Source organism: Desemzia sp. FAM 23989 (genome assembly GCF_045528345.1).
Taxonomy (GTDB): Bacteria; Bacillota; Bacilli; order Lactobacillales; family Carnobacteriaceae; genus Desemzia.
Genome location: NZ_JBGQQT010000005.1, coordinates 1 through 12,763 on the forward strand (window position 1 = coordinate 1; position 12,763 = coordinate 12,763).

The 12,763-nt window shown below is 38.1% G+C and carries 10 protein-coding genes; 7 read left to right on the top strand and 3 right to left on the bottom strand.

The genetic code is table 11. From position 1 onward, the window contains the following. The first annotated feature begins 399 nt into the window (after positions 1–399). Entirely contained in the window at positions 400–1,140 is a 741-nt protein-coding gene (locus ACEN36_RS04250; protein ID WP_407126019.1) for an acyl-[acyl-carrier-protein] thioesterase, read from the top strand. Between the two features lie 100 nt (positions 1,141–1,240). Beyond that, the gene (locus tag ACEN36_RS04255) at positions 1,241–2,119 is read left to right on the top strand and encodes a VOC family protein (RefSeq protein ID WP_407096118.1); all 879 of its coding nucleotides are present in this window, start codon (positions 1,241–1,243) and stop codon (positions 2,117–2,119) included. Positions 2,120–2,192: 73 nt separating this feature from the next. Here the strand turns inward: ACEN36_RS04255 and ACEN36_RS04260 are convergent, their stop codons facing one another. Next, on the bottom strand, positions 2,193–2,750 hold the full coding sequence (locus tag ACEN36_RS04260; protein ID WP_407096117.1) for a hypothetical protein: 558 nt from the start codon (positions 2,748–2,750) through the stop codon (positions 2,193–2,195). A gap of 179 nt (positions 2,751–2,929) precedes the next feature. Here ACEN36_RS04260 and ACEN36_RS04265 point away from each other — a divergent pair, with 179 nt between their 5' ends. Continuing rightward, complete coding sequence (locus ACEN36_RS04265; RefSeq protein WP_407096116.1) at positions 2,930–4,381, top strand: DEAD/DEAH box helicase; 1,452 nt, start codon at positions 2,930–2,932, stop codon at positions 4,379–4,381. A gap of 716 nt (positions 4,382–5,097) precedes the next feature. Here the strand turns inward: ACEN36_RS04265 and ACEN36_RS04270 are convergent. Beyond that, entirely contained in the window at positions 5,098–6,726 is a 1,629-nt protein-coding gene (locus ACEN36_RS04270) for an ABC-F family ATP-binding cassette domain-containing protein (protein WP_407096115.1), read from the bottom strand. Between the two features lie 466 nt (positions 6,727–7,192). Between ACEN36_RS04270 and nrdD the strand changes: the two genes are divergently transcribed. The 4 genes from nrdD to ACEN36_RS04290 all read left to right on the top strand — a co-directional run bounded on the left by nrdD (position 7,193) and on the right by ACEN36_RS04290 (position 11,703). Then, positions 7,193–9,385 (top strand): anaerobic ribonucleoside-triphosphate reductase, encoded by a 2,193-nt coding sequence (gene nrdD / locus ACEN36_RS04275; protein WP_407126020.1) that lies wholly within the window; start codon positions 7,193–7,195, stop codon positions 9,383–9,385. A 29-nt stretch (positions 9,386–9,414) separates the two neighbouring features. Beyond that, on the top strand, positions 9,415–9,984 hold the full coding sequence (nrdG, locus tag ACEN36_RS04280) for an anaerobic ribonucleoside-triphosphate reductase activating protein (RefSeq protein WP_407126021.1): 570 nt from the start codon (positions 9,415–9,417) through the stop codon (positions 9,982–9,984). A 126-nt stretch (positions 9,985–10,110) separates the two neighbouring features. Next, a complete protein-coding gene (locus ACEN36_RS04285) occupies positions 10,111–10,572 on the top strand; it encodes a Dps family protein (RefSeq protein ID WP_407126022.1) in 462 nt (153 codons plus the stop codon). A gap of 159 nt (positions 10,573–10,731) precedes the next feature. Further along, entirely contained in the window at positions 10,732–11,703 is a 972-nt protein-coding gene (locus ACEN36_RS04290) for a phosphoglycerate dehydrogenase (protein WP_407096111.1), read from the top strand. Between the two features lie 53 nt (positions 11,704–11,756). Here the strand turns inward: ACEN36_RS04290 and ACEN36_RS04295 are convergent, their stop codons facing one another. Continuing rightward, complete coding sequence (locus ACEN36_RS04295) at positions 11,757–12,740, bottom strand: LacI family DNA-binding transcriptional regulator (RefSeq protein ID WP_407126023.1); 984 nt, start codon at positions 12,738–12,740, stop codon at positions 11,757–11,759. Positions 12,741–12,763: the final 23 nt, after the last annotated feature.

Sequence of the window (12,763 nt, forward strand, 5' to 3'; positions counted from 1 at the left end):
ATTTGTTGCAATGAAACTGGTACTATATCTTGTCTTTTCATCATCATTCCTCCAACTTGTTTACTATGAAATCAAGTATAGAGCGGAAAAGAAGATATTTGAAGATACCGTTTCATTTTGCGCTTACAGAAAAAGAGGATTAGGATACACTTTTTTAGATTCTTATTGGGTTTGACAGTGAAGTAACGTGTCTCTACTGAATAGTTTACTGTGATTAGTGGATTAGATTATTCAGTAGATCGACTCTAGCGAACAAACCCCTGCGATTTCTGGGCCAGATTGTGAGCTAGAGGACTTTCTAAACTCTAGACGCATGGCATAGAAGCAAAACGTCTTACTCCACGTTCTATTTTTTTATGGTATTCTTATTGGTATGAATATAAGAAATGAGGACATCAAATGAGTGGAAAAATTTATGAAGCAAAACATCTAGTGAAATATTATGAGTGTGATACCAACAAGAGAATGACATTGCCTATGTTGGTCAACATCATGATCCATGCTTCAGGTGAACAAAGTCATTTATTAGGTGTTGGGGACGATGTTGTAAATGAAATGGGATTGTCGTGGGTTATTTTACAATATGAAATGAACTTTAATCGCGTACCTGAATTTGCTGAAGAAGTGACAATCACAACACAAGCGTTGTCCTACAATAAACTGTTTTGTTACCGTGAATTCAAAGTCTATGGTGCAAATGGAGAAGAGTGCGTTACTGCTAAAACAACTTTTGCCTTGATTGATAGAGAAAAAAGGAAAATGGCACGTATTCCAGAAGAAATCGTGGCACCATATGAGGTTGAATTCAATAAAAAATTGGTGCGTACAACTAAACCGGAAAAAGTAGGAGCTGAAGCAACATCAACTGAGTATCGGGTACGTTTCTTAGATATCGATCGCAATCAGCACGTCAACAATTCCAAATATTTTGATTGGGCGCTAGATACATTAGACTACGAATTTTTAACATCTCATGACTTAGACTACGTTAATATTAAATTTGAAAAAGAAGTTCATTATGGAAATATGATTACAAGTTCCGTCAGTGTGATTGAATTAGAAGATGGAAGAGTATCTACGGCGCACAAAATCACTACCGGCGAGACGGTGAATTGTGAACTTAGCATAATTTGGAAATAATAAAGACTGAAAAAAGCAAATTATCCTTGTAATTAATGTGTCTGTCCTTTACACTTGTAAAAAGTAAGTAAATAAACAGGGTATATGAAAGGATAGAGAGATGTTTAAATTAAATGAGAATACAAAAATTGGAAAAGTAGTATTGAATGTTGAAAATTTAGAGAATATGAAAAATTTCTACAATCTATCTATTGGATTAGATATCAAATCAGAATCGGCTAAAGAAGTTTCTTTTGGACCGCATGGTGAAGATAAAGTGCTTTTGACATTGCAGGAAGTACCTGCTTCAGGAGAAAGAGGTCGTTTTGCTGGGTTATACCACTTAGCTCTTCTATTGCCGTCTAGAAAAGATCTAGGAGAAATCTTGTATCATTTATTGACTGCAAAATATCCACTAACAGGAGCTAGTGATCATGGTTATAGTGAAGCTCTTTATTTAGATGATCCAGAAGGAAATGGCGTAGAAATCTACTGTGACAAACCAGTAAGCGAATGGGATATTCGTGAAACGGGTGAGATCGCTGGAGTTACAGAACCAATGGATGCAGAAGGCGTAATTGCTGAAGCTAAAGAAGCTTTCAAAGGTATGCCGGCTGGAACTTATATGGGACACGTTCACTTATTTGTTTCAGATTTGCAAAAAACAGAAGACTTTTACCAAGATCTATTAGGATTTGATTTGAAATACAACTTCGGTTCGCAAGCGAAATTCTTCGCCGCCGGATTGTACCACCACCAAATCGGTTCTAATGTCTGGGCAGGTACAAATATCCCTGCAGCACCTGAAGGAACAAGAGGAATGGACTACTACACTATCGAATTGGACTCTGTCGAAGATTTTGCTAAAGTAAAAGAAGCCTTGGATGAAAAAGCTTATGCTTACACATTAGATGAAGCAGCCAATACGATTGCCTTAGATGATCCAAACGGCATCCATATCGTTATTGAAGTAGCGCAGAAAGTAAAAAAAGGCGTTTAGCCTATCAGCTTTGATTAAACAAGAACGGCAAAAAAGCCAGAGGACAAATGTTCTCTGGCTTTTTTGGCATTTATTAAGATTCACTCGGATCTCTAGGAGTTCCTGGTGAAAATGGAATACTTTGCTCATTAGTGGTTTGTTCCTTGTTAGAAGTTTTTGCTGGAATATTATCTAGTGAAGGATCTTCATTCGTATCAGCAGGCTTTCCTCTATACGCTTCAGATACTTCACCAATGTTTGAAAGCGTAGGATCGTCTTTTGATTTGATCGGCGAACGGTTTAAGTCTGTACCTTTTCCATTCGTACCTGCTCTTTGTTCAGATAAAATAACGTAACCGCCATTTTTGATAGTTTTATTGTACCGTTCGGTTGTATCAGCATCTAAATCATATGCACCAAGCGGGTTGTTTTCATCACCGTAATTGAATAATTTCGGGTGCCCTTTTTCTACTCCTTTTTTGTCTGCTACCGGATCTACATTTGCTATAGTAAGAGATTCTAAAGCGCCTTTATTTGCGCTGTTGGTTACGACAATAATGTCTGATGAGGTGTACCCATCGGTTAATAAATGTTCTATTTCAGCAGCAGTTTCTTCTACAGAGATATATCCACCTATTACTTTTTTGACCATTGTACGAATTCCTCCTTTATTTAGCTTATGTTCATTTACAATAGTAACAAAATTTGGAAGCGAACCCAAATGATTGAATTGTGTCCGAAAAGTCACGGAGTAGAAGATAACTCTCAGAATCCTTATACATCTAAGCGAAATCCTGTTATACTGTAAAAAAAAGAACGAAAGAGGCTAACATGAATAAAGAAACTAGTTTTAAAGATTTTGCAATCAGCTCTGAAATAGTAGAGGCCGTAACAGATCTTCGTTATTACCACCCAACAGCAGTCCAAGAAAGAGTCATCCCTGTTGCATTACAAGGAGAAGACATTATTGTTGAAGCTCAAACGGGCAGTGGGAAAACCGTCAGTTATGGAGTACCATTAGTAGAAAAGGTAGAATGGGCAGAAAATAAACCTCAAGCTTTAGTTTTAACTCCTACAAGAGAACTTGCGACACAAGTAAAAGAAGATTTAACCAATATTGGACGATTTAAACGTGTTAAAGTCGCGGCAGTATTTGGAAAATCCTCTTTTAAAAAACAACAATTAGAATTGAAACAAAAAAATCATATTGTAGTCGGTACTCCAGGGAGATTACTGGATCATTTGCAAAAGGGAACCTTGAGCTTGGAAAAAGTTCGTTACCTAGTGTTGGATGAAGCAGATGAAATGTTGAATATGGGGTTCATTGAACAAGTAGAATCGATTATTGAATTTGTACCGAAAGAACGCCAAACATTACTATTCTCGGCCACTATGCCAGAAGAAGTGGCGCGACTAGCCGGTTTCTACATGCGTGAAGAAAAAGCATCTATTCAAATTGAAACAGCAGAAGGCAGCAAACCGAACATTCACCAGTCATTTGTGAAAGTGCAAGAAGAAGAGAAAGAACGTCAGCTTCTGAACTTGTTGACGGTTGAAAATCCGGATAACTGCATGATTTTCTGTAATACGCAAGCAGCTGTAAACGAGGTACACAGTTTCCTGAGCAAGGCAGGATTGCCGATTGATAAGCTTCACGGTGGAATGTATCAAGATGACCGATTTGATGTGATGAAAGATTTTAAAGAAGGTCGTTTCCGTTATTTAGTAGCGACCGATGTAGCTGCTAGAGGGATCGATGTGGATAACGTGACTCATGTCATCAACTACGACGTTCCTGTGGAGAAAGAAAGTTTTGTCCACCGTACTGGTCGTACTGGCCGCGCTGGAAAAAGTGGATTGGCGTTAACAATGGTAACTCCAAAACAAATGAGCTGGTGGAGAGAAGTTAAGGAATATACCCATCAAACATTTGAAGAAATTCCAATGCCAAATGCTCGATTAGTACAACGTCATCAACGCGCATTCGATGAAAAAATCGCTACACGTCCACCTTTGAAACGTCCGCGTGAAAAAGAACTGAACAAAAACATTACTAAAGTTTATTTCAATGGCGGTAAAAAGAAAAAACTGCGTGCTGTCGATTTTGTTGGAACGATCGCCAAAATCCCTGGAATCAATGCAGAAGATATCGGGATCATTACGATCCAAGAAGGCTCGACTTATGTGGAGATCTTGAATGGTAAAGGACAACTTGTGATTGAAGCAATGAAGACCAGAACGATCAAAGGAAAACAATTAAAAGTTTTTAAAGCAAAAAAATAAAATCATGGAGTATGGCTTGTGAGCTGCCATGCGCAATTTGCATAGGAATAGAGTCATGAGGACTTTAATCGCTGTATTTGCCGAAGAGCCCGTCCAGAAAAATTCTGGACGGGCTCTTCGGCATCTTTATCTTGAACAAATAGGCTTGATTGAGAAGACGAATAAGGTCTATCTCAGAAGAAAAAGCCCCTTATTAGTCAAGTGGGAATTTATGTGAAGCTCGCTTGATCAGCAAACCAGTACTCTATGATAATTGAACTCCCTCTTAGTACCATATTTCACTGTTTGAAAGCACTATATGGTAGTTGAACACCTGTTTAGTACCCTATCTCACTGTTTGAAAGCACGATAGGGTAGTTGAGCACCTTATTAGTACCATATTTCACTGTTTGAAAGCACTATATGGTAGTTGAACACCTGTTTAGTACCCTATCTCACTGTTTTAAAGCACTATATGGTAGTTGAACATCTTACTAGTACCGTATCTTTCTGTTTGAAAGCACGGTATGGTAGTTGAGCACCTTACTAGTACCGTAACTTTCTGTTTGACAGTTTTATTAGTCAAGTGGGAATTTATGTGAAGCTCACTTGATCAGTAATCTACTTTTATAGATAGATAAACAGAAAAAGCACTCCCGCTACTGAATAATTTTTCAGTAACGGGAGTGCATTTTAGTGAGAGGTTTTTTGTCCTAATTCTCAATAATTAGTCTAGATTATTTTGCGTAAAGTTCTGCGATTTGTTTTTGAACTGTTTCATTGTCCAAGAATTCATCATAAGTGGTTTCCGCACGGTCAACAACTCCGTTTGGTGTCACTTCAATAATGCGGTTCGCGATTGTTTGGATAAATTGGTGGTCATGTGAACTAAATAGTAATGAACCTTTGAAAGCGATCAAGCCATTGTTCAATGCTGTAATAGATTCTAAGTCCAAGTGATTAGTAGGGTCATCCATTACCAATACGTTGGCTTTACTTAACATCATTTTAGACAACATACAACGAACTTTTTCTCCCCCTGAAAGGACAGAGACTTCTTTCAGTACTTCTTCACCAGAGAACAACATACGTCCTAAGAAGCTGCGTAAGAATGTATTGTCACTTTCTTCTTTAGAAGCATACTGACGCAACCAGTCAACGATCGTTAACTTGCCATTTGCAAATTCAGCTGAATTGTCTTTTGGTAAATAAGATTGAGAAGTGGTAACTCCCCATTTGATCGTACCTGAATCAGGTTCCATTTCACCCATAATGATTTTGAAGAGAGTTGTGATAGCAATATCGCTTTCTCCTGTGAAGGCTACTTTGTCATCTTTGTTCAAACTAAAGCTGATGTTGCTCAAAATTTGTTTGCCATCGATAGATTTAGAAATGTTTTCCACACGCAATAAGTCATTTCCAATTTCGCGTTCAGGTTCGAAGCCGACAAATGGGTAACGGCGAGTAGAAGGTTGGATATCATCCAAAGTAATTTTTTCCAGTGTTTTCTTACGAGAAGTTGCTTGTTTCGATTTAGAAGCATTTGCACTGAATCGAGCAATAAAGTCTTGTAGTTCTTTTACTTTTTCTTCTTTTTTCGCGTTTTGGTCAGCTTGCAATTTAGCAGCTAGTTGACTAGACTCCAACCAGAAGTCATAGTTTCCAACGTACAATTTAATTTTACCAAAGTCTACGTCACACATATGTGTACAGACTTTATTCAAGAAGTGGCGGTCATGAGAAACAACGATGACCGTATTTTGAAAATTGATTAAGAACTCTTCCAACCATTCGATAGACTTTTTATCCAATCCATTGGTAGGCTCATCCAATAATAGAACATCTGGTTTGCCAAATAAAGCTTGAGCTAATAAGACTTTCACTTTTTGTCCACCAGATAATTCACTCATTTTTAGGTAATGCAAGTCTTCTTGAATGCCTAACCCTTGTAGTAATGTAGCTGCTTCAGGTTCAGCTTCCCAACCATTTAAATCTGCAAATTCTCCTTCAAGTTCGGCAACTTTGATGCCGTCTTCGTCAGAAAAATCAGGTTTCATATAAATAGCATTTTTTTCTTGCATAATGTCATACAAGCGTTTGTGGCCCATAATAACAGTGTCTAAAACCGTTTGGTCTTCATAATCATAATGGTTTTGTTTTAAGGTTGCCATACGTTCATCTGCAGCCATAGAAATATTCCCGGTAGATGGTTGGATTTCACCAGATAAAATTTTTAAAAAGGTTGATTTTCCAGCACCATTTGCTCCAATCAAGCCATAACAATTCCCAGGAGTGAATTTTAAATTCACTTCATCAAATAATTTACGATCAGGAAATTGCAAACTTACGTCCGATACAGTGATCATTAATTTATTCCCTCTATTCTTTATATTGTCGCAGGTCAACTAGTTGTATGTCTCCGGCTTCCAATTTTTTGTTGATCGCGCAACAGAAATTTAAAGTAGAACTCCACAACCAGTAAAAGCCCGATTAGTTCAACTAACATTCAGCGGAGTAAATTGCACCACTAAATGAAGTCTCACTTTATCTGCATAATTTTAGCATACTAATATTTAGAAAGCGATAGTATTGTGCTTTTTCTCATATTCAATAGTAACAATTTGTTCAAAATGAATGAAGACAAGATAGATACAAGACAGAGGGAATTTAACTTAAAATCGGTGAAATGTTATTGCTATTTTTATTTGTGATGTTTATAATATGGTTATCCATATATAGATTATTTTATTGAGTGTGAATACTACATATAGTGTTTAGTGGGTTTGGAAATATGTTAATAAATGAACTAATTAATAGTGAGTGGGGTAAAAAATGATGAGTCCATTAGTTGTTACGACGAAAAATGAGATGCTGAATGTGATCAAACGAGATGATCGGATGATACCGTATGACCTCGATAAAATAATGAATGCTTTGATGAAGTGTTCATTACAAGTAGAAAATCTGGTAGATGAGTTCCGCATGACTAAAATTTACACTTTAGCTTTGCAAATCGACCACGAAATAGCTCATCGCTTCAAAGAAGACATCAAAATTTATGAAATACAAAGCATTGTGGAACACTGTTTAGTGGAAGCTGGGGAAACTAAGATGGCCGAAGCTTACATCCATTACCGGAGTATGCGGGATATTGAGCGACAACAGTCCACAGATGTCAATCAGTCGATCAAGAAGCTGCTTTCACGAGACGAGACCGTTATCAATGAAAATGCGAATAAAGACAGTAAAGTGTTCAATACTCAACGTGATTTGACAGCAGGAAGTGTAGCCAAAGCAATCGGATTGCAAATGCTGCCTAAGCATGTAGCAAATGCCCACTTAAAAGGAAATATCCATTTTCACGATTTGGATTATCAACCTTACTCACCAATGACAAACTGTTGTTTGATCGATTTTAAAAACATGTTTGAAAACGGTTTTAAAGTTGGGAATGCAGAGGTGGAATCACCAAAATCGATCAATACGGCTACAGCCCAAATGGCACAAATCATTGCCAATGTTGCTTCTAGTCAGTATGGCGGATGCAGCGCCGATCGGGTAGATGAATTGTTGGCGCCTTATGCGGAAAAGAATTACCAAAAGCATATAGCAGATGCAGAATATTGGATCGATGGAAAAGAAAGAAAACACAAATATGCATTTGCTAAAACCAAAAAAGATATTTATGATGCTATGCAAAGCTTAGAGTATGAAATCAATACCCTTTATTCGTCTAACGGACAAACTCCTTTTACAACACTGGGATTTGGACTAGGAACGAATGAATTTGAACGAGAGATTCAAAAGGCGATTCTACAAGTGCGTATTGAAGGGTTGGGAAAAGAAAAAAGAACCGCTATTTTTCCAAAACTGGTCTTTACATTACGTCGTGGAGTGAATTTAGAGGCGCAAGACCCTAATTATGATGTGAAGGCATTAGCAGTTGAATGCAGCACTAAGCGGATGTATCCGGATGTTCTTAGCTACGATAAAATCGTTGAATTGACAGGCAGTTTTAAAGCTCCAATGGGGTGCCGTTCTTTTTTACAAGGCTGGCAAGATGAAAATGGAAATGAAGTAAATTCCGGGCGTATGAATTTAGGCGTGGTAACGTTAAATCTGCCGCGCATTGCTCTTGAATCGAATGGAGACAAAGCGAAATTCTGGAATGTGTTCAGCGAGCGTATGCAGGTCGTGAAAGATGCTTTAGTTTATCGCATTGGTCGAGTAAAAGAAGCGACACCAGAAAATGCGCCTATTTTGTACAAATATGGTGCATTTGGCACGCGCTTAAGTGATGAAGACGCAGTGGATGAAGTCTTTAAACACAGACGCTGCACGGTTTCGATCGGATACATCGGGTTATATGAAGTCGCGACGGTTTTCTATGGTCCAAATTGGGAAACCAACAAAGAAGCTAAAGAATTTACTGTAGAGATAGTGCGTCAAATGAAGCAAAATGCTGACGTTTGGGCTGCTGAATACGATTATCACTTTAGTGTTTATTCTACGCCTTCTGAAAGTTTAACAGATCGTTTTTGCCGATTGGACAAACAGAAATTTGGAGAAATCGCTTGTATTACTGATAAAGAATATTACACCAATAGTTTTCATTACGATGTGCGCAAACAACCGACTCCATTTGAAAAAATCGAGTTTGAAAAAGTCTATCCGCAGTATTGTTCCGGCGGCTTTATCCATTATTGCGAGTATCCAGTACTGCGTCAGAATCCAAAAGCTCTGGAAGCCGTATGGGATTTTGCGTACGACCGAATAGGTTATCTAGGTACGAATACTCCTATCGATCATTGTTACAAATGTGGGTACAATGGCGAATTTGAACCAACCGCTAAAGGTTTCCAGTGCCCAGCGTGCTTCAATACAGACCCAATGACTTGTGATGTGGTAAAACGGACTTGCGGGTATTTAGGGAATCCGCAACAACGCCCAATGGTCCATGGACGTCATGAAGAAATCGCGGCACGTAAGAAACACATTACAGATGAACGCACTTATCTTGTTTAAAAGCATAATGAGTGGAGGAGGACGATAAAATGGCGCCTAGAATTCCACAGCAGCCAAAACCTAAAGCTTGGCTGTCTGAAAAGTGGACCCAGAAAAAAATAGCGGACTACAAACCCTTTAATTTTGTGGATGGAGAAGGTATTCGATGCAGTGTTTACGTCAGCGGATGCTTGTTCAACTGCCCGGGCTGTTACAATAAAATCGCTCAAGATTTTTCATACGGAGTAGAATACACACAACAATTAGAAGATCAAATTATTGCTGATCTAGGACAGGCTTATGTCCAAGGGTTAACTTTGTTAGGCGGGGAGCCGTTCTTGAATACGCCAGTATTGCTGCAATTATGTGAGCGTGTACGACAAGAATTCGGCCGAACAAAAGATATCTGGTCGTGGACAGGTTACACATGGGAGAATCTGCAACAGGAGTCTGCGGATAAGTTAGCTTTACTCCATTATGTGGATGTCTTAGTAGATGGTCCTTTTATCTTAGCTGAGAAAGATTTAACGAAAGCCTTCCGTGGAAGCCGTAACCAACGGATCATTGATGTAGCCAAGACGAAATCAACCGGTGAAATAGTCCTTTATATTGATGATTGATTATGGTTGATAAAAAGATCAAAATTTTTGTAAAAAAGAATGGTTTTAATTGACTAATTATATGGGTTTGTTTATAATAATTATAAGGTAATAAAAAAACTAAACAAAAATAAGGAGGATTTTTTCATGGCAAATCAAGAAGTACAAGAGTATTTGAACAACACAGTAGCAACATTGGGTGTATTTTATACGAAATTGCATCAACATCATTGGTACGTAAAAGGATCTCACTTCTATACACTGCATGAAAAATTTGAAGAATTGTATGATTCAGTTAATGAAGTTTTCGATGAAGTAGCTGAACGGTTGATCACGATCGGCGGTAAGCCTTACTCTACATTGAAAGAATTTATAGATCACTCAGCTATTCAAGAAAGTCCTTATACAACAGAAAAAGCGGCTACTGAAATGGTGGAAGCAGTTGTGGCTGATTTAAGATTATTAGCAGATAGTTTAACAAATGGAATCGAATTAACGGGCGAAGCTGGAGACGACGTGACACAAGACTTATTGATCGGGTATAAGACCGATGTGGACAAAAACATTTGGATGTACCAAGCGTTCTTAGGAAAAAGCCCAGTAGAATAACCATTTGTTAAAGAGGTCAGGAAAACAAACATTCCTGGCCTTTTTTTTCAGGTCTTGCAAAATCCTTTATTGATTCAATGAATAGGAAAGATTTCTTTTCTAATAGGAAGAAAAATGACATAATAGAGTTGAAGTCGAGTTTGAATAGGGGGATAACGAATGAACGAAAAAGGTATTTGGTTATTGAATGAAATGAAACCCGAGCACTTTAAAAAGGCGCAAGAAATAGCACCTGATTATGACTTGATTAAAGGGTGGGAGGAAAACAGTGAACTGGATTACCCTGTAGAAAAGATTGAAGTTGTTTACGGATGGGATAAAGACAAAGTACAAAAAGCAGGCTTATTCGATACAGAAGATAGCCAATTAAAATGGATACAAGCCAGTTCAGCTGGAGTGGATTACATGGACTTGACTCATTTGGAAGAACAAAAAATCTTGTTAACGAACGCTAGCGGTATTCACAGCGTACCTATTGCGGAATCCGTATTCGGGATGTTGTTGGCATATGGAAGAAAAATCCAGCAAGCCGTTATAGATCAGACGCAACATGTTTGGAGAAAAGAGCAGGTACTGATGGAGTTGTCTGGTAAAACGATCATGATCGTAGGAACTGGGCACATTGGTAAAGAAGTAGGGCGCTTGGCAAAAGCCTTCAATATGAATACGATCGGTATCAATCGAAGTGGTAGAGAAGTAGAGAACATGGATGCGATCTATCAACAACCTGACTTAACAGATCATGTGGAAAAAGCAGACATTGTAGTCAATATTTTACCGTTAACTTCTGAAACAGAACATTACTTCGATGAGAAAATTTTTTCTCAAATGAAAGAGGGAACTATCCTTGTAAATGTTGGACGCGGCCCGACAGTGAAGACAGAAGATTTGATCCAAGCTTTGGATAATGGAAAAGTGGCTTTTGCGGGATTAGACGTTTTCGAAGCGGAGCCGCTGGAAAACGACAGTCCTTTATGGGATAGAAACGATGTGTTGATCACACCGCATATCTCAGGAAATGCTGAACACTACAATACACGCTTATTTGATATTTTTGAAGAGAATCTACAGGCATATATTGCCAAAAAAGAGTTGCCGAAAAACTTAGTCGATTATGAAAAAAGTTATTAAACAAACAGGGCATTTACTTCAGCTTTCATTAAAGCTGAAGCAAATGCCCTATTTTAGTGAATCAGCGGTTTTGTAGATCCTCTTTGAATCAACTTAAAATCAAGAGATTGCAAAGGCTGCTCTTTTTTTGTCAGTCGTTGGTAAATCAAATGGAAGGCATTCACAGCTTGTAAATCAACCGGATAATCGATAGTGGTGATGTCCAACATTTCAGATAAGAAAATATTGTCAAATCCGATGATGGAATAGTCTTTCCCAGCAACATAGCCTAAATACATGGCCTCAGCTACAAACCCAGCTGCTACCGAATCAGAAGCACACATAAAAGCATCTGGTTTTTCTGCTTGAAGATCAAACCAGCGAGCTGCTGTTGCGCCATCTTTTGTACCGGATAAGTTGATAAACAATGTGGGATCATGGGATTCTAAAGCATATTTATCGGTAAATTCTTTAAAAACCGCTATTCTCGTTTGGGTATTTAAGCCCAATTCACTACTATACAAGTTAATGATTTTACGGCATCCGCTTTGGTACAAATGCTCCAGTCCTAATAAATACCCTTGATATTGATCTATGTAAACGGAAGGAATAACCGCTGATTCCACACGATTTAAGGTTACGATAGGTCCATATTTTACATATTGTTCAATAACGTCCCATTCATTGGTTCGGTAAAGCAGAAAAATACCGTCTAATTGTTTGCTTTTCAACATTTCTAAGGCGTCTAGTTCTTTTTGTTTGTCGTGACTGGTGATAAAAATAGTGACTGAGTAACCTTCTTTTTGGGCTTCCAGAGTGAAGCTTCGTAACAAGAAGGTAGCTGTATCAAAAAAGTCAGTTGATACGATGCCAATAGTTTTTGTTGAGCCTTTTTTTAACGAGACCGCTTGGCTGTTTGGAACGTAATCCAATTCTTTGATCGCTTGGTCAACGATTCTTTTGGTCTCTTTACTGACATAACCATTTTTATTGATGACTCTGGATACCGTTGCAGAGGATACTTTCGCTAATTGAGCGATATCTTGAATGTTTGTCATATTCGGTTCGATTCCTTTCGCTT